Origin of the sequence: Micromonospora sp. NPDC005710, assembly GCF_040630995.1 — a bacterium.
In the GTDB taxonomy this organism is placed as follows: domain Bacteria; phylum Actinomycetota; class Actinomycetes; order Mycobacteriales; family Micromonosporaceae; genus Micromonospora.
Window position 1 is genome coordinate 243,933 of record NZ_JBEXYP010000007.1, and the last position, 17,896, is coordinate 261,828.

Below are 17,896 nucleotides of genomic sequence, written 5' to 3' on the forward strand. Positions count from 1 at the left end.
CGTCGCCGGACGCCGCGGTTGTGGATGATCAGGCGTGCGCGTGCAGCGGCTTGCCGGCGAGGGCCAGGTGCGCCTCGCCCAGGGCCTCGTTCTGGGTCGGGTGGGCGTGCACGAGCTGGGCGACCTCGGCCGGGTACGCCTCCCAGTTGTAGATGAGCTGCGCCTCACCGATCAGCTCACCCACCCGCGCGCCGATCATGTGCACGCCGACCACCGGACCGTCGTCGACCCGCACCAGCTTCACGAAGCCGGTGGTCTTGAGGATCTGGCTCTTGCCGTTGCCACCCAGGTTGTAGTTGTACGTCTTGACCTTGTCGGCGCCGTACTGCTCCTTGGCCTTGGCCTCGGTGAGACCCACCGACGCCAACTCCGGGTCGCAGTAGGTGACGCGCGGGATGCCGACCTCGTCGATCACGGCGGGGGTCTGACCGGCGATCTCCTCGGCCACGAAGATGCCCTGCTGGAAGCCCCGGTGCGCGAGCTGGAGGCCGGGCACGATGTCGCCGACGGCGTAGACGTTCGGCACGCTGGTGCGCAGCCGCTCGTCGGTCAGCACGTAGCCGCGGTCCATCGTGACGCCCTGCTCCTCGTACCCGAGGTTGGCGGTGTTCGGGCCGCGACCGACGGCGACCAGCAGCAGCTCGGCCTCGACGGTCTCGCCGCCCTGGATGGTCAGCTTGACGCCCTGCTCGGTCTTCTCGACCTTCTCGAACGGCTTGCCGACCTTAAAGTTGATCTTCCGCTTGCGGAACGCCCGCTCCAGCGCCTTCGACGACTCCTCGTCCTCGGCGGCGACCAGTCGGGGCAGCGCCTCGACGATCGTGACGTCCACGCCGAAGGACTTCCACACGCTGGCGAACTCGACGCCGATCACACCGCCACCGAGCACGATCACCGACGACGGCACCCGGTCCATCGTGAGGGCGTGGTCGCTGGTGATGATCCGCTCGCCGTCGACCTCCAGGCCGGGCAGGCTCTTCGCGTACGAGCCGGAGGCGAGGACGATGTTGCGGCCGGTGTAGCGCTTGCCGTCCACCTCGACCACGTTCTTGTCGACCAGCTTGCCGTGGCCCTCGACGATCGTGATGCCCTTGTTGCCCTTCAGCATGCCCTGCAGGCCCTTGTACAGGCGGGCGATCACGCCGTCCTTGTACGAGTTGACCCCGGCCATGTCGATGCCGATCAGCTCGGCCTTGACGCCGAACTGCTCCGACTCGCGGGCCTGGTCGGCGATCTCCGCCGCGTGCAGCAGGGCCTTCGTCGGGATGCAACCGTTGTGCAGGCAGGTGCCGCCGAGCTTGCCCTTCTCCACCAGCGCGACCTTCAGGCCGAGCTGGACGGCGCGCAGCGCGGTCGCGTAGCCGCCGCTGCCACCTCCGAGAATGACAATGTCGAAGGTCGCTTCGTTCGGCTCGCTCACGTCCAACTCCCAGGTCGCGTCGCTGCATCGGGGGTCACGGGGATGTAACACGGACACACCCCACCTCGGTCATCTTGTCACCACTGGGCACAGGGTGCGTACTGAGGTGCCCAACGACACGTCATCGACACGTACCCTTGGCACCGTTGTCGATGACGCACGGTGGGGGAGAGATCCGGTGGGGTTGTTCCGGCGTCGCAAACAGGCCGCTGTGCCGAGCCGTGACCGTGCCGCCGATCGTGGCGATCTGGACCATCTGGAGAACTTCATCCGGAGTCGGCGCGGCGTCGAGGCGTTCATCGAGCCCCGGACGACGGTGACGGAGACGACAGTCATCCTGATCGCCGACGACGGGGAGTGGACCCGTCGGCGCATCGACGGCCCGGACGGTGCCCGGCGCTTCGCGTACCGGATGGGCATCCCGGTGTACGACGTCCGGCTGATGGGCTACCCGCAGCGGATGCGCGACTTCAACGAGCGCCGCAAACGTCGCCCCGAGAGACACTGAGGGGCCCCCGGCGTCGACCGGGAGCCCCTCGCCTTCCGTGCCGTCAGCCGTTGGTGGCGACATCCTCGACGAGCTGCACAAGCGTGCGGACCGGAACGCCGGTGCCGCCCTTGGTCCAGTAGCCGGTCGGCTCACCTGAGTGGTAACCCGGGCCGGCGATGTCGATGTGCGCCCACGCCACGTCGTCGGTCACGAACTCGCGCAGGAACACGCCGCCCTGCAGCATGTGACCGGCCCGGTCCATGCCGGCGTTGACCTGCGAGATGTCGGCCACGTCCGACTCCATGCCCTTACGGACGTCGTCGGGGAGCGGCATCGGCCAGGCCGGCTCGCCGACGGAGTCGCCGACCACCTTGACCCGGTCGCACAGCTCCGGGGTGCCCATCACGCCGGCGACCCGCTTGCCCAACGCGATGACCTGGCCGCCGGTCAGGGTGGAGGTCTCGAACAGGTAGTCGGTGCCGTCCGCGCAGGCGCGGGCGATGGCGTCACCCAGGATCATCCGACCCTCGGCGTCGGTGTTGAGCACCTCGACCCGCTTACCGTTGAACATGGTGATCACGTCACCCGGCCGGTAGCTGGTGCCCGACGGCATGTTCTCCGCCATCGGCAGGTACGCGCTGACCGCGACGGTCGGCTTCAGGGCGGCGATCGCCAGCATGGCAGCGCCCACCGCGGCGGCACCCGCCATGTCGGACTTCATCTCCCACATGCCCTGCGCCGGCTTGATCGAGATACCGCCGGTGTCGAACGTGATTCCCTTACCGACGAGCGCGACCCGCTTGCCGTTGCCGCCGCCCTGCGGGGTGTAGGTCAGCTTCACCAGCCGCGGCGGAGCCTCCGAACCCTGCCCGACCGCGACGATGCCGCCGTAGCCGCCGGCGGCCAGCGCCGCCTCGTCCAGCACCTCGACGCCGAGACCCGCCTCGCGGGCCGCGTCGGCGACCGCGTCGGCGAACGACGGCGGACGCAGCTCGTTCGGCGCGGTGTTCACCCAGTCCCGGCTCAGCCGGACCGCGCCCGCCACCGCCTGCGCCCGGGCGATCTCCGCCTGGGCACCCGCGTCACCGGCGTCCGGCACCGCGACGAGAACCTCGGCGACCGGCTCCCGCCGGGTCGGCTGGGGGCGGGTCTTGTAGCCGGCGAACCGGTACCCACCCAGCAGCGCGCCCTCGGCGACCGCCCGCAGCTCGGCCGACGCGTCAGCGTCGTCCGGCAGCGGCAGGGCCAACGCGACCCGGGGTGCGCCGGCCAGAGCCCGGATCGCCGCACCGGCGGCCCGGCGCAGCGTCTCCGGCGCCGGGGCGGCACCCGACGGCTCCGGGCCGAGCCCGACCGCGGTGACCAGCGGGGCGGTCACGGTGCCCAGCGTGGCCAACTTGATGACCTCACCCGGCCCGCCGGTCGCACCGAGCAGCGCGAGGGTCTCGGTCAGCTTGCCGTCGAACGCGGCCGCGATGCTCTCCGCGCCGCTGGCGAGCAGCAGGGTGCCGGCGAGGCCGCTGGTGGCGCCCTGCTCTCCGGTCTGGCTGTGCACGCCGATCACGATCGCGTCGACGGCGAGCTCGGCCGGGTCGGTGTCGACCAGGCTCAGGTTGGTGGTGCGGGGTGAAGTCACTGAAGCTACTCCGGGCGGGCCGGGCCGGTCGCGGCGTCGCGTACCAGCGGTGAAGGTCTCCGGCGGAACCTACCCGCCGGACGTCATGGCTGTCCCGCCGACAGGGCCAGCGGGCTCCCGCCGATGCTAACCAGACACGTTGTCCCCGGTAAGTTGCCACCCATGACCGACGTGACCTCCGACGCCGCCGCGACCCGGCTGCGCCGTTCCCCGCTGCACGAGCGGCACCTCGCCGCCGGAGCCAAGTTCGCCCCCTTCGGGGGCTGGGAGATGCCGCTGGAATACGCCGGCGGCGGGGTGCTCAAGGAGCACACCGCGGTACGGACGGCGGTCGGGGTCTTCGACGTGTCACACCTGGGCAAGGCCCGGGTGAGCGGCCCCGGCGCGGCCGACTTCGTCAACTCCTGCCTCAGCAACGACCTGGGCCGGATCGTTCCCGGCCGGGCGCAGTACACGCTCTGCTGCGACGACGCCACGGGCGGTGTGGTGGACGACATCATCGCCTACCTCTACGCCGACGACCACGTCTTCCTCATCCCGAACGCGGCGAACACCGCGGAGGTGGTGCGCCGGTTGCGCGCCGCCGCGCCCGCGCAGGTGACAGTCACCGACGAGCACGAGGCGTACGCGGTGCTGGCCGTGCAGGGCCCCCGCTCCGCCGAGTTGCTCGCCGCCCTGGGCCTGCCCACCGAGCACGGCTACATGAGCTTCTCCGCGGCGAGCCTGGCCGGGGTTGAGCTGACCGTCTGCCGTACCGGCTACACGGGCGAGCTGGGCTACGAGCTGGTGGTGCCGGCGGAGCACGCGGTGGCCGTCTGGGACGCGCTCTTCGCCGCCGGCGCGGCGTTCGAGCTGCGCGCCTGCGGGCTGGCCGCCCGGGACACGCTGCGTACCGAGATGGGCTACCCGCTGCACGGGCAGGACCTCTCCCTGGACATCAGCCCGGTGCAGGCCCGCTCCGGCTGGGCGGTCGGCTGGGACAAGCCGGCCTTCTGGGGCCGCGACGCGCTGCTCGCCGAGAAGGCCGCAGGCCCCCGGCGTACGCTGCGCGGCCTGGTGGCCGTCGACCGGGCCATTCCCCGCCCCGGCATGACCCTGCACGTGGGCGACACCCAGGTCGGCACCGTGACCAGCGGCACCTTCAGCCCGACGAGGAAGCAGGGCATCGCGCTGGCCCTGCTGAACACCGACGCCAACCTCGCGGACGGCGCCGAGGTGGAAATCGACATCCGAGGCCGCCGAGCCCCGCTAACTCTGACGAAACCCCCCTTCGTAACCCCCTCAGTCCGCTAACCCCCCTCCCTCGGCGTTGATCATGAGGTGGACGGGGTCGTTGATCTCCAAACGACCCGCCAACCTCATGATCAACGCCGTTTCGGGTTAGGGGGTCTGGGGTTTGGGGGGTTCGCCGGAATCCAGGACTGCCTGGGTCCAGCCGCCTTCGATGACGCCCGTCGCGTCCAGGACGGCCCAGTCGACCACGTCGGACGTCTCCACGACCACGGGGGAGCCGATGCGGACGCTCTCGTCGGTGTTGGCGTCGCTGGCGCTCACGCCCGCGATGCGCTCCGGGGTCTCCCACGTGGTGACGCCCGCCCAGACGTACTCCGGGCCGTCGTCCCCGGGCAGGCCGTACTTCACCACCAGTTGCGACTCGGCGGGAAGGTGACCGGCGACGAACCGGGCCCGCGCGTCGTCCAGGGCGGCCCGGGCGGTGGCTACCGCACGGCTCATCGCGTCGCCGGAGCGGGCGTAGCGCACGTCCGGCTGGATCCCGGAGAACAGCGTCGCGCAGGCGGCGGCGTAGTAGCGCCCGTCCGGGCCGGGATGCCCGGCCGGTGGGCGGAGGCTGAGGAACGAGTCGGCCTCCGGGTCGGTCGCCGGGTCCAGTTCGAGGCGGAGCAGCACCGGGGCGGTGGCGCCGTGCTGTTCCGGGTTGCCGTACGCCACGGCGATGTCGTGCCCGGTGACCGTCGCCAGCACCGGCAGTTGGACGAAGGCCGGCACCTCCTCGCCGGTGAGCCCGTCGGTCCAGTCCCGCAGCAGCCGACGGGCCGCCCCGGTCATCACCGCACCCCAGGCGCGGGTGAGGTGGTCGGGTACGCCCTGGGTCTGCAACTCCAGCAGGCCGAACCGGCGCAGCCCCTTGGTGGTGAACCACAGGCCCTCGGTGTCCGACGAGTACGGCACCAGCACCCAGTCGACGAGTCGGATGCGGCCCTGCTCGTCGGGGAGGGAGCGCAGCGCGGTCGCCGGGTCGAGGAACTGGAGGCCGAAGACGTCCACCACGTCGCTGTCGACGGATTCCGCGACGGCGGCGGCCACCGCCCGGGCGGCCCACTCGTGCGCGGGTGGCCAACCGGGCCGGTACTCGGCCTGGACGACCACCAGGTGCGTCGCCGCGGCCAGTCGGTCCAGTTGCTCCTTGGTGGCGCCGAACGCGGTGAGCAGGTCCGGTGGCAGTTCGGGGAACTCGGAGATGGGCCGGGTGTCGACGCTCATCAGCGGGCTGTCGAGCATCTGCCGGGCCAGCCCGTGCACCGGCTCGGCCAGCCGGCCGGTCAGGGCCGCCACCGCGGTCTTCGCACTGACCTTCGGTAGCCCTGCCATCGGCACCAGGTAGGTCGCGCTGAGCGACTCCGGCACCGGTACGGGCAGGAAGTCGTCCGTGATGAGCATTGTGGGATCCCCCGGTGGCCGCGCCGGTGTTGTCGAGGGAGAACGCTACCCGGCCCGCCGGGTGAGGTTCAGCCGGACAGCACCAGACCCAGGTAGACCAGCGTGGTGACCACCTCGACGGTCGCGCCGAGGACGTCGCCGGTGATGCCGCCGAGCCGGCGTACCACGTGGGTGAGCAGCGGTAGTGCGACGGCGATCGCGGCGACGACGGCCAGTGGCCCCTGCCACGGGCGGCCCGGCACCGCGGGCACCGCCAGCAGCACGACGGCGGCCGCGCCGGCGGCCACTGCCAGCGGGCCGACAGTGCCGGCGACAAGCGCGCCCAGCCCGTCGGGCCGGGCCGCCGGCACCCCCCGCCGGCAGGCCACTGTGACTCCGAACCGCCCGGCGGCGGTCGCCGCGACCACCGCCGCGAACCCGGCCGGCCAGGACCGGCCGGCGAGGTCGGCGAGCGCCGCCGCCTGGATCAGGAGTACGACGACCAGGGCGACCACTCCGAACGGGCCGACGTCCGGCTTCTTCATGATCTCCAGGGCCGCCGTGCCCCGCCGGTACGAGCCGAGCGCGTCCACGGTGTCGGCCAGCCCGTCCAGGTGCAGCCCTCGGGTGAGCAGCGCCGCGACGCCGACTGTCACACCGGCCGCGACCAGCGGGGGAGCGAGCTGGCCGGTCAGCAGCAGCACACCGGCCAGCGGGACACCGAGCAGCGCGCCGACCACCGGGGCGAGGGCCATGGCCGTGCCGGCGACCGGGCGGTCGATGCGCCCGGCCCGCACCGGCAGTGTGGTGAACGTGGTGACCGCCAGCCGGGCTCCCGCGAGGAGCCGTGGCTCAGCCGGCACGCCAGCCCGACGCCTGCTGTTCGTCCGCCTCGGTGCTGGTCGGGCCCGGCCCGACCGGCTGCGGCTCGGCGTAGTCGGGTTCGGCGTAGTCGGGTTCGGTGAGATCCGGGTCGGCGTAGCTCGGGTCGGTGGATTCCGGCCCGTCGGCGGCCGGGTCGGTGTCGTCGGTGCCGCCCAGCGACGGGTGCACCGGCAGCGCGGCGGAGAGCGCCAGCACCGAGCGCAGCAGCGGCAGCGCGACGAGCGCGTTGGCTCCCTCGCCGAGATCCAGCCGCAGGTCGAGCAGCGGGGTGAGGCCCAGCACGTCGGCGGCGAGCCGCACGGCCGGGTGCCCGCCGTGGTCGGCCAGCAGGCACCAGTGCCGGGCCTGCCCGGCCAGGTCACGGCTCACCATGCCGGCGGCCAGGCCGACCGGCCCGTCGAGCAGCACCGGCACCCGGCGGGCGGTGGCGCCGAGCAGCACGCCGGTGGCCACTGCCACGTCGCCGCCGCCCAGTTCGGCGAGGATGTCCTTCGCGCCGCGGGACGAGCGTCGGGTGCGGTGCAGCGCGTCGCGGACCGCCGCGCAGCGGATCATCCACGCCGCGTCGTCGATCTCGCCGGATTCGGTGATGACCCGGCCCAGCACGGCGGGCGGCTCCGCGCCGGCGGTCGCCGCGAGCACCGCCGCGGCCGCCGCCTCGGTGCCGGCGCCGCACGCCCCGAGCACCAACAGTTGTACGCCGGCGTCGGCTGCCTGTTCGGCCAACCGCCAGCCGTAGCGCAGCGCGGACTCCACCTGCTCCGGCGTCAGAGCTGGCTCGTTCTCGATCGGTGCGGCGGCCGGCGTGTCCACCACCTGGAGGCTGGCGCCGCTCTCGGCGGCCAACCGCGCCAACGCGCCCCGGCCGGCGCGGGCCTGTGCGGCGCGGCGTGCCGACTCACCGGCGACGGTGCCGGCCGACGCGCCGCCGGCGTGGTCGCCGTGCAGCAGCAGCACCCGCACCGAACCCCAGGCGGCGGGGATCGAGGTGCCCTGGGTGGCGGCGGCGAAGCCCACCACCCGGTCCAGCACGCCCAACCCCGCGCCCGGTACGTCGAGCGTGGCCAGCCGGTCCACCGCCTGCGGGCCCGCGTACTCGTCGGGCATCGGCAGCTCCATGCCGGGCTGGATGACCAGCCCGGTGGACACCATCGGCAGCGCCATCGTCGGCGCGGCCCACGGGTTGCTCCGCTCCGGCTCCGGGGCGGCCGGCGGCGTGAGCGTCAGCACGTCGGGTAGCTGCACCTCGGGGGTCGGCTCGGTGTCGGCCAGGCTCGTCACCACCGCTGCCGTCGCGGCGGCCGTCGGCGTGATCGGGGCCGCTGCCGTCGCGCCCTCCTTGAGCCAGACCGGCTGACCGGCGACGACAAGCGCGACCGCGTCGCAGGCGTCGGCGACCGCACGGTTGGCAGCGCCCAGCGCGTCGGTGAAGGCCCGGCCCAGCGGCGTGGTCGGCACCAGCGACAGCCCCACCTCGGGGCTCACCAGCACCACCCGGGCGGCGCACCCACGGATTGCCTCGGCCAACTCGGCGATCGTCGCCACGTCGTCGGCGGGCTGGTGGTCCGGGTCGAGCAGCACCGTCACCCAGCCGCCCAGGTCGTCCACGAGCAGCAACTCGTTGGGCTCGGCAGACGCGAGCACGTCGGCCAGCCGACGCGGGTCCTCGGTGGTCTCCTCGGTGGTCCAACTGCCCGGCCGTCGGGCACGGTGCGCCGCCAGCCGGGTCGCCCACTCGGTGTCCTCCGGGTCGCCCTCGGGCGCGGTGGCGACGTAGCGGACCACCGGCGCGTCGGTGACCAGGGACTCGGCGAACTCGGACTTGCCGGACCGGATCCCGCCGAGCACCAGGACCGTGTTCCACCCGTCTACGGACATGCCCGTACCTTAGTTCGCCTCTTCCAGGACTGGGCACGTCGCCCCAGCCCTCAGCGGCCGTCGGAGCGGTGCCCAAGCCCACGCGTACCGGCGGGCGGTGACTGTCGGTCACCAGCGACAGGCGGGTCAGCCCTCCGCCGGGTTCCCGCCGGGGCGAGCGCGCGGCCGTTGCGCGCCGGGCCGACTACGCTGGCGAGGGTTCGTCCCACGGGGACTTCAGCGGCGAGGGGAGACGCGGCATGGCGTGGAGCTGGCGGTACGAGGGCACGGACGGCCAGACGGTCGAGGGACCGGCGGAGTCGTTCGGCAGCCAGGCCGATGCCGAATCCTGGATCGGTCAGACCTGGCGGGAGCTCGCGGCGTCCGGCGTCACCTCGGTCGCGCTCGTGGAGGACGACCGGGTGGAGTACCGGATGAGCCTGCTGCCCACGGCCGAGTGATGGCGTACGACCGCCCGGGCGGTGACGGGCTGGTCCTCGGCGTACCGAAGGCGGCGTTCCGGCCCAGCCCGGTCTTCCTCGGTCTGGTCGCGCTCTTCGCGGTCAGCGGGGTGTTGACCTGGAACGGGTACGGCAGCGTCCGGTTCAACGTGTTCCTCTTCGTGGTGTCCGGCTGGCTGGTGTCGCTCTGCCTGCACGAGTACGCCCACGCGGTGGTGGCCTACCGGGCCGGTGACCGGGACATCGCCCACCGCGGCTACCTGACGCTCAACCCGTTCAAGTACACGCATCCGTTGCTGTCGATCGTGCTGCCGGTGGTGGTGGTGCTGCTCGGTGGCATCGGCCTGCCCGGTGGGGCGGTCTGGGTGGACCGGCACGCCATCCCGGGCCGACTGCGACACACTTTGGTCAGCCTCGCCGGCCCGGCGACGAACGTGTTGTTCACTGTGGTGCTGGTCGCGGTGGTGCGGCTCGGCACCCAGTCGGGTGGTCCGGTGGAGTTCTGGGCCGGGGTGGCGCTGCTCGCCTTCCTCCAGCTCACCGCCAGCGTGCTGAACCTGCTGCCGGTGCCCGGCCTGGACGGCGGCAACATGATCCAGCCGTGGCTCACCCCGCAGTGGCGCAAGATGTACGACCTGTTCGCCCCGTACGGCTTCATCCTGCTCTTCGCGTTGCTGTGGAACCCGCGGATCGGCGGCTGGTTCTTCGACGCGGTCTTCGCGGTCGGTGACCTGCTCGGCCTGCCGTCGTGGCTCTACGCCACCGGCTTGGAGCTGATCCGCTTCTGGCAGGGCTGACCCGGCTGGGTTGACCCGGTCCGGCCCGGCCGGCGCGACGGTTCGCGCCGGCCGGGCCGGTACGGCGTCAGGGCCGCTGCGCGGGGGACTCGGTCTTCGCCGGGTCGCGCTCGGCGATCGGCTCGACGATGTCGTCGATCGCCTTGAGCAGGTCGGCGTCGAGCTTCACGCCGGCCGCCTTCACGTTGTCGTGCACCTGCTCGGGGCGGGACGCGCCGATGATCGCCGACGAGACGTTCGGGTTCTGCAGCACCCACGCCACGGCGAGCTGGGCCATGCTGAGCCCGGCCTGCTCGGCGAGGGGCTTGAGCTGCTGGACCCGGGTCAGCACGTCGTCGTTCATGAAACGGGAGATGAAGCCCGCGCCCGACTTCTCGTCGGTGGCACGGGAACCGGCCGGCGGCGGCTGACCCGGCAGGTACTTGCCGGAGAGCACGCCCTGCGCCATCGGCGACCAGACGATCTGCCCGATGCCCAGCTCCTCGCTGGCCGGCACGACCTCGGCCTCGATGACGCGCCAGAGCAACGAGTACTGCGGCTGGTTGGAGACCAGCGGGACGTGCAGTTCCCGGGCGAGCGGGTGGGCGGCGCGCAGCTGGGCGGCGGTCCACTCGGAGACGCCGATGTAGTGCGCCTTGCCGGAGTGGACGACGTCGGCGAACGCCTCCATCGTCTCCTCCAGCGGGGTGCTGCTGTCGTAGCGGTGGGCCTGGTAGAGGTCCACGTAGTCGGTGCGCAGTCGGCGCAGCGAGCCGTTGATCGACTCCATGATGTGCTTACGGGACAGACCACGGTCGTTGCGGCCGGGCCCGGTCGGCCAGTAGACCTTGGTGAAGATCTCCAGGCCCTCGCGGCGCTCGTTCTGCAACGCCCGGCCGAGGACGTCCTCGGCCCGGGTGCCGGCGTACACGTCGGCGGTGTCGAAGGTGGTGATCCCCGCGTCGAGGGCGGCCCGGACGCAGGCGAACGCGGCGTCCTCCTCGACCTGCGAACCGTGGGTGATCCAGTTGCCGTACGAGATCTCGCTGACCATCAGGCCGGAACGGCCCAGGTGTCGGAATTCCATGTACCGACCCTAGCCCGGGTGGATCACCGCTGACGACCGGCGACTCAGAGCACCGGATTGGCGTCGGTGAGTAGCCGGTCGATCTCTTCGAGCACCTCGGCGCGGTCGCGGTGCACCGGGTCGATGAGCGGCACGCCGCGCCGGTCGAGCGCACCCCACCGCCCGTTGCCGCTCTCCACCAGGAACGCCACCGGGTGGATCACCAGCATCGGGTGCGCCGGCGGGACCAGCACCGTGCCGGTGCGGTCCACGACGCCCCGCCGGCCCGCCACGTCGACCACGGCCAGCCCTTCGTCGGTGAAACCGTCGAACTTCCGCCCGTCGGCCAACTCGGTGACGAAACCGTGGAAGCGGGTCGGCACGACGATCCGGCCGGTCCGGTCGACCGCCCCCCACCCCTCGCGCCGCACCGCCGCCAGCCCTCGCCGGAACGGTCGTACCTCGGCGAAGTTCGGTGCGACCTGCACCGCGCCGGTCGCGTCGATCGCCGTCCAGCCGCCCTCACCGACCACCCAGGCCAGGCCGTCACTGAACGGATGCGCAGCTCGGAAGGACGGCGGGATCACCGTCGTACCCAGCAGGTTGATCAGCGACCAGCGGTCGGTGTCCGGGCGACGGACCCAGGCCAACCCGTCGTGGAAGGGCTGCGCCTCGGCGTACCTGGCGGGAACGACCACCTCGCCGTCCTGGCTGGTGTAACCCCACAGTTGCCCGTCCTGGTCCGGCAACGGGGGTCGGTCCCGGTCGAGCACCTCGTCCCGACCTCTGGGGTACGGCCCGAAGCCACCGGCCTCGGCCCGGACGGTGACCGCGTCGAGGGCCACCCGGACCCGGTCCAGCAGTTCGGCGTCACCCGCGCCGCGCAGGTCGAGCGCCTTCTCGAAGTGCTCGCAGGCCTCCATGAGCCGTCCCTGGTCGTAACACGACCGTCCGGCGTGCTCGTGCAGCGCGGCACGCAGCCGGTCGGGCAACTCGACCGAGTTGGCCTGGGCGAAGAGCTGGTCGGCCTCGGCGAAGTCGCCGCGCCAGCGCAGCACGTGGGCCAGCCGGGCCTGGGCCAGCGCGGTCCGGCGCAACTCGCCGGTGGCCTCGGCGTAGGTGAGAGCGAGCCGACCGTCGGCCAGCGCGTCGTCCAGGTCGCCGAGAATCCGAGACGCCACCGCCCGCAGGCTGAGCAGCCGGGCCCGGGCCCGGTTGTCGACGGCCGAGCCCAACTTCTCGGTCAGCCGCCGCCGGATCGCCCGCAGGTCGTCCGGCTCCGTCAACTCCTCGCGCAGGGTCACCGGGTCCAACCGCCACCGGTACGCGGACAGCACCTGCTCCGGGTCGCCCGGATCGGCCAGTGACGGGCGGGCCACCACCGGCGGCGCGTCGGGTGGCGCGGACACCGGCACGTTCGCCGCGTCCGAACCACTGCGCGGACCGGGTACGGCCGAGGCCGGTGCCCCGGACGTCGGGTCCCCCGACGCCGGCGGCGCGGAGACGGGCGCTGGTGGGCCTGAGGTAGGTGCTGTCTCGGGCGCTGCTGGCGCGGAAACGGACGCTGCGTCGGGGGTTGATGGCGCGGAGACGGGCTCTGGTGGGCCCTCGGTGGGTGCTGTCTCGGGCGCTGCGGGGTCCGGCTGGGCCGGGTGAGGTGGTGCGGACACCGGGGCCGCTGACGGCGCGGAGACGGGCGCGGTCGCGGGGGGTGGCGCGGAGACCGGCGTAGCGGCGGTGAGGGGTGGGGCTGAGACGGGTGCCGTCGCGATCGCCGGCGGCGCGGAGACCGGCGTGATCGCGGCGGGCGGCGCGGAGACCGGCGTGATCGAGACCGGCGGTGCCGAGACGGGCGGGCTCGTGCCGTCGGTGGTTGTCACGGGCAGCGCGGTGTCCAGCGGCCACTCGTCGGCTCGCCAGCCATCCGTCGGGCTCGTAGCCGGATCGCCAGCCGGTTCCGCCGGCTCGTCGTGGGACGCGGTCTCGTCCGTGCGGTCGTACGCGAAGGGATCGGCGACCTCGTCGGGCGAAGCGGTGAAGGGCTGCTGGTCCGCCGCGACCTCGGCTTGGCTGTCGGCTTCGGCCCGCTGGTCGGGCATCGCGACAACGGGTGCGCCGGAGACGGGCTGGTCGCCGTCCGCCGGTGCCGCATCGGCGGCGGGCAGCGGCTCGTCGTCCAGGTCGTCCGACCAGAGTCGGGAGCCACTCTCGAACGGCTCAGCCGGCGGCGCGGAGACCGGGGCGAATGCGTCGTCTGGTGTCGAGCCGCCGGGGCGCGCGTCGGCCACGTCGAGGTGGGCGTCGACCGGCGGTGCCGATGTCTCCTCCGCGTCCGGTGCGGCAGGTCGCGGGGCGGGGTCGGGGCCGTCGGCGGGGTCGAACGACTGCCGATCCGGCGTCGGCTCGCCCTGCTCGGCATCGGCATCGGCGGGCTGAGCGGGGCTGAACCACGCTTCCGGCCCGCGGCCGACCGGGACGTCGTCCGGCTCGTGAACGGGCGCCACCGGCTCTTCCGAGGGCGGCGGTGGTACGTAGCGGCGCGGCGTGCCGGGAGCCAGCGGGAGCGCCGGCGCCGCGTCTTCTGTGGGCTGGGCGGCCGGAGCCGGAGCTGCGGGGGTCGGGTCGGCCGGGGGTGGGGCAGGACGGGTCGTCGGTGGCTCCGGCGCCTGCCAGGTGGGTGGCGGGGCCACCGACGGGCGTGCGTCCGCCGTCGGGGCCGGACGCTCCGTCGGGTACTTACGCTCCGGCGAGTACGGGCGCTGCGGCGCGGCCGGGCGGTCGCTGGAGTGGGACCGCTCTGGCGAGTAGGGGCGCTCCGGCGAAGCTGGGCGGTCGGCGGAGTACGGCCGCTCCGGGGCGGGCGTGCGGTCCGGAGAGACCGGGCGGCGGTCGGTCGGTGTGGTGCCGGCCAGCGGATCGCCGGCCCGACGGCGGTCCGACTCCTCGCCGCGCCACTGCTCCGCCGGGCGGTCCCCGGCGCCGGGGTAACGCGGCGGCGGGGTGGGGTGCGACCCGGACGCCGGTGGCGGTTCGGCCAGCGGCCGCCGTGCCGGTGCCGGTGGGGCGCTCGACCGCTCGTCGGTGCTGGGCGAGTCCACCGGCGCGGGCAGGTACTCCAGGCGCAGGCGGGCGGCGGGGGGCCCCGAGACGGGCCGGTCGGCGGCGGGGGAGACTGGCGCGGCCGACACCGGTCGGTCCCAGCCGGGCGCGGCGGGTGCCGGCGAGACCGGCCGTTCCGGGGTGGCCGGGGCGGCCGACACCGGTCGGTCCCAGCCGCGGTCCGGTGCTGGTGACACCGGCCGTTCCGGAAAGGCGGGCGAGACCGGGACGGCCGACAGCGGTCGGTCCCAACCGGGCGAGACGGGGGCCGGCGACACCGGTCGTTCCGGGGAGACCGGCAGGGCGCCGCTGGCGGCGGGCGGTGCCGAGGCAGCCGGGCGTACCTGCCGATCGTCGTAGCGCGCCGGGGTGGGCGCCGGTCGCTCGTCGGGCCGGGACGGCGTGGCCGTCGGCCGTTCGGACCGGGCGGCCGGTCGCGCCGCGACGCCCGGCTCGGTGCCGCGGTACGGGTCCGCGGTGCGGTACGGGTCGGAACCGCGGTGCGGGTCTGCGGTGCGGTGCGGGTCGGGACCGCGGTGCGGGTCGGCGGTGCGGTGCGGGTCGGCGGTGCGGTGCGGGTCGGTCCGGTGACCCGGCTCCCGGGCGCGGTCCGGTGTGCGGTCCTGGCGCACGGGACCCGGCGGCGGCCAGGGCAGACTGCCGTCCGACCGTTGGCCGGGCTGCGGCCGAGGTTCACGGTGGGGGTCCTCACGGGGCGCGTTCTCGCGGTACCCGTTCTCGCGGTATTCGTCCGGGCGGGCCTGTTCGCGGGCTCGCCGGTCCGGGTACGTCTCGGCGCGGGCCGCCGCCTCCCGGGGCTGCTGCCAGCGCGGGTCGGGGTCGGGCCGGCGCCGGTCGTCGTCGAGGTGAGGCTGGTCAGGCAGGTCCGCTTCGGAGCGACGTCGTCGTCCACCATTGGGTGACGGCGCTGCGCCAACGCCCTCGTCCGCGCGGTAGCGCGGTTCGGGGCGGCGCGGGTCGTCGGCCGCCCGGTCCGGGTACCCGTCGGCGCGGTATCGCGGGCGGCCTTCCACAGGCGCCCACGGGTCGGCCGCGTCGGCGACCCGGCCGTCGTGGTCGCGGGTCCGGCCGGCGTACCCGTCGTCGGGGTGCCGCTCGTAACCGGCGGCCTGTCGCTCCGGTGTGCCGCGCCGGCGTGGTGTGTCGTCCGGCTCGGGCACCCAGCCGGGTTCGGGTCGGGGCGCGGGGGAGACCGGCGGCGTGCCCCGGTAACCCCGATCGGGCTCCGGTCGGGGGCGGCGGCTGTCGTACCGCTCGGGGTGGGGCTGGTCGCGGTGCCAGGCGGCTTCCCGCGCGGGTCCCCGGTCGTCGCCGGGGCGGCGGTCGGACCAGGCGGTACGCCGGTCCGAATCGGGGGAGCGGCGTTCGTCGCGGCGGGGTGGCTCGGGCAGCGGACGACGGTACGGCTCGTGGTCGTAGTGCCGGGAGTCGGCGGTGTCGGGCCGGCCGTAGGCGGCGGTGTCCGCCGGGCGCTCGTCGCCCCGGAGTCGGCCGTACGCGGGTGACTCGTCCGGCTCGTCCTCCACCCAGGATCGGCCCTGGGGAGCCTGGTCCGCTGGTGGTTCGTCGGACCACGACCGGCCGAGGTAGGTGCCGTCCGGGCGGGTGGGAGCGAGCGGCGGCACCTCGGCGCGGCCGGACACCGTCGCGCGGCCGCGCGGTGCCGGCTGGTGAGTCCTGCCGATGTCGCCGGCGTAGCGCTGGCCGGGGAACTGGGGGTGCCACTCGGTGGTCGGTTCGACAACCCAGGACGGCTCGTTCGGGTCGGGCCACCGGTCGGCGTAGCGGCCGCTCATCCGTCGAGCCCGTCGCCACACCCGGCCCCGGGGCCGATCCTCGCCGGGCGTGAGGTGCCCGCAACCGTCGCCGGGTGACCGCTGGGCGTCCGGTCGCCGCCTGCCACGCCCCGGTGGCCGGCTCGCGTCCGCTCGCTCACGCGTTGTCACCTCGTTGCAAATTGTCGCGCTGGGGCCGCACATGCTGGTCAGATCGCCGCTCCGGCAGGCCGTGGCTGCGGATGGAGGGTAACGGCGTGGGCTCGCTCACCGCCACTGTGCTGCCGCCCACCGACGCAAACGTTATCCCATTGGTTTCGGACATTTGGTCCTATAACCGAATCTGAACTCCGACCCTACCGCACTCGAAGCCCAGCCCGCTGCGGCGGGATCGCCGCCCTCGTTCAGGGGTGCTCCATGATGAGGACGGCGAAGGTACCGGGAGCGAGCGCCTCGTAACGGTGCGGGGCGTCACCGGGGAACGTGGCGTAGTCGCCGGGGTCGAGTTCCACCGGCTTCGTGTCGGGTCCTACCCGCAGTCGGCCGGCGGCGACCACCACGTGCTCGGTGCTGCGCGGGGTGTGTCCGTGTCCGACCCGGACCGCCCCCGGTTCCAGCCTGATCAGGTAGACGTCCCGGCGGAGGTGCGCCGCGCCGGCGCTGAGCAGCGTTCCGCTGAAATCCGCCTGCTCGGAGCGGACGTTGGGCCCGTCGCCCGCCCGGATGACCCGTACGCCGTCGTCCGAGGGCTCCACCAACCGGCTGAACGGCACACCGAGGGCGACGCCCAGCGACCAGAGCGTCTCCACGCTCGGGTTGCCGGTTCCCGACTCCAGTTGGGAGAGCGTGGACTTGGCCACCCCCGCCCGGCGGGCCAGCTCGGTCAGCGAGACGCCGACCCGTTCCCGTTCCCGGCGCAGGGCGGCGGCGATGGTGGCCAGCGGGGCAGCCGGTTCCGAAGGCATGCCTTCGCTCCATGGGGTCGAACGTTCGGTGTGGCGAACAGGGGCAACCCGTTCAGCATGATGAACGTGCGGCACGATCCGCGCAGATACGGCGAAACTGCTGCCTCCGGGTTGGCTGAGGCAGCAGTTTCGCGGACGTCGCGCGGATCCTGGAGGTGCGGGAACCCGGGGTCAGACCTTTTCGCCGAGTTTGACCTGGGGCGCCGGAGCGCGCATCCGCCGGAAAGTGATCGACCGCATGACCGCGTAGAGGTAGAGCGAGCCCATCCGCTGGTCGGACTTCGGGAAGCGCTGCCGGACCAACTTGCTGATCTTGCGGCAGATCAGCACCGAGTCGACGACCACGCCCAGCGCGAGCGCGCCCCAGAGCACGTTGGAGATCAACCGGACCGGCGCCGGCATTGCCGCGTTCGAGCCGACCAGCACGATCAGCGCGCCACCGAAGAACCAGGTGCCGACGGTACGCCGGGAGTCGACCACGTTGCGGGCCAGCAGCCGCTCCGGGCCGCGGTCGCGGGGGCCGCCCTCGCGGCGGAACTCCGACGCGGCCTCGGCGCGCAGTTGGCGGCGACGCTCCCGCTCCTCCTCCTTGGTGAGGGGGCGGCTGGGGCCGGCCGGACGACGGCCGGCGGTGGGCCGCTTCGGCGTCTCCCGACCCTTGGCCGGGGTGTAACCCCGGGGACGGTCGGCGGTCTCCTCGGGGGTCACCGAGGTGACGGCCTCGTCGACGAGGTCGGTGGACTTGCGGCGAAAGAGCGACGGCACGCGGCAAGGGTAGCCAACGGTT

Annotated in this window: 13 protein-coding genes; 4 read left to right on the forward strand and 9 right to left on the reverse strand. The window is 73.6% G+C overall.

The genetic code is table 11. From position 1 onward, the window contains the following. Window positions 1–28: 28 nt before the first annotated feature. Window positions 29–1,420: a dihydrolipoyl dehydrogenase gene (gene lpdA, locus ABZ406_RS12585; RefSeq protein ID WP_357759633.1), complete on the reverse strand. Its 1,392-nt coding sequence runs from the start codon at window positions 1,418–1,420 to the stop codon at window positions 29–31. A gap of 178 nt (window positions 1,421–1,598) precedes the next feature. Here lpdA and ABZ406_RS12590 point away from each other — a divergent pair, with 178 nt between their 5' ends. Next, a complete protein-coding gene (locus tag ABZ406_RS12590; RefSeq protein ID WP_357759636.1) occupies window positions 1,599–1,928 on the forward strand; it encodes a hypothetical protein in 330 nt (109 codons plus the stop codon). A gap of 43 nt (window positions 1,929–1,971) precedes the next feature. Here the strand turns inward: ABZ406_RS12590 and ABZ406_RS12595 are convergent, their stop codons facing one another. After that, window positions 1,972–3,546: a leucyl aminopeptidase gene (locus ABZ406_RS12595; protein WP_357759639.1), complete on the reverse strand. Its 1,575-nt coding sequence runs from the start codon at window positions 3,544–3,546 to the stop codon at window positions 1,972–1,974. A gap of 162 nt (window positions 3,547–3,708) precedes the next feature. On the opposite strand from ABZ406_RS12595, the gene gcvT reads away from it, so the two are divergent. Then, window positions 3,709–4,839 carry a glycine cleavage system aminomethyltransferase GcvT gene (gene gcvT, locus ABZ406_RS12600; protein WP_357759641.1) on the forward strand — a complete coding sequence of 377 codons (1,131 nt, stop codon included), beginning with the start codon at window positions 3,709–3,711 and terminating at the stop codon, window positions 4,837–4,839. Between the two features lie 87 nt (window positions 4,840–4,926). Here gcvT and ABZ406_RS12605 read toward each other — a convergent pair whose 3' ends face one another. The 3 genes from ABZ406_RS12605 to ABZ406_RS12615 form a co-directional block, all read right to left on the reverse strand. Beyond that, window positions 4,927–6,225: a DUF2314 domain-containing protein gene (locus tag ABZ406_RS12605; RefSeq protein ID WP_357759644.1), complete on the reverse strand. Its 1,299-nt coding sequence runs from the start codon at window positions 6,223–6,225 to the stop codon at window positions 4,927–4,929. Window positions 6,226–6,293: 68 nt separating this feature from the next. Then, entirely contained in the window at window positions 6,294–7,067 is a 774-nt protein-coding gene (locus ABZ406_RS12610) for an adenosylcobinamide-GDP ribazoletransferase (RefSeq protein WP_357759647.1), read from the reverse strand. Next, on the reverse strand, window positions 7,057–8,967 hold the full coding sequence (locus ABZ406_RS12615) for a bifunctional adenosylcobinamide kinase/adenosylcobinamide-phosphate guanylyltransferase (RefSeq protein WP_357759650.1): 1,911 nt from the start codon (window positions 8,965–8,967) through the stop codon (window positions 7,057–7,059). Before ABZ406_RS12615 ends, ABZ406_RS12610 begins: the two co-directional genes overlap by 11 nt. 239 nt (window positions 8,968–9,206) lie before the next feature. On the opposite strand from ABZ406_RS12615, the gene ABZ406_RS12620 reads away from it, so the two are divergent. Together ABZ406_RS12620 and ABZ406_RS12625 are read left to right on the forward strand one after the other, a co-directional pair. Then, entirely contained in the window at window positions 9,207–9,407 is a 201-nt protein-coding gene (locus ABZ406_RS12620) for a hypothetical protein (RefSeq protein ID WP_030337978.1), read from the forward strand. Continuing rightward, complete coding sequence (locus tag ABZ406_RS12625; protein WP_357759653.1) at window positions 9,407–10,204, forward strand: site-2 protease family protein; 798 nt, start codon at window positions 9,407–9,409, stop codon at window positions 10,202–10,204. The genes ABZ406_RS12620 and ABZ406_RS12625 overlap by 1 nt, the downstream gene beginning before the upstream one ends. A gap of 67 nt (window positions 10,205–10,271) precedes the next feature. Here the strand turns inward: ABZ406_RS12625 and ABZ406_RS12630 are convergent, their stop codons facing one another. The 4 genes from ABZ406_RS12630 to ABZ406_RS12645 all read right to left on the reverse strand — a co-directional run bounded on the left by ABZ406_RS12630 (window position 10,272) and on the right by ABZ406_RS12645 (window position 17,874). Continuing rightward, entirely contained in the window at window positions 10,272–11,270 is a 999-nt protein-coding gene (locus ABZ406_RS12630; RefSeq protein ID WP_357759655.1) for an aldo/keto reductase family protein, read from the reverse strand. 44 nt (window positions 11,271–11,314) lie between these two features. Beyond that, window positions 11,315–16,165 carry a WG repeat-containing protein gene (locus ABZ406_RS12635; protein WP_357759657.1) on the reverse strand — a complete coding sequence of 1,617 codons (4,851 nt, stop codon included), beginning with the start codon at window positions 16,163–16,165 and terminating at the stop codon, window positions 11,315–11,317. Window positions 16,166–16,548: 383 nt separating this feature from the next. Next, window positions 16,549–17,109, reverse strand: a complete 561-nt coding sequence (locus ABZ406_RS12640; protein WP_357759660.1) for an XRE family transcriptional regulator — start codon at window positions 17,107–17,109, stop codon at window positions 16,549–16,551. 171 nt (window positions 17,110–17,280) lie between these two features. Beyond that, window positions 17,281–17,874 (reverse strand): DUF3043 domain-containing protein, encoded by a 594-nt coding sequence (locus ABZ406_RS12645; RefSeq protein ID WP_357759663.1) that lies wholly within the window; start codon window positions 17,872–17,874, stop codon window positions 17,281–17,283. Window positions 17,875–17,896 lie beyond the last annotated feature (22 nt).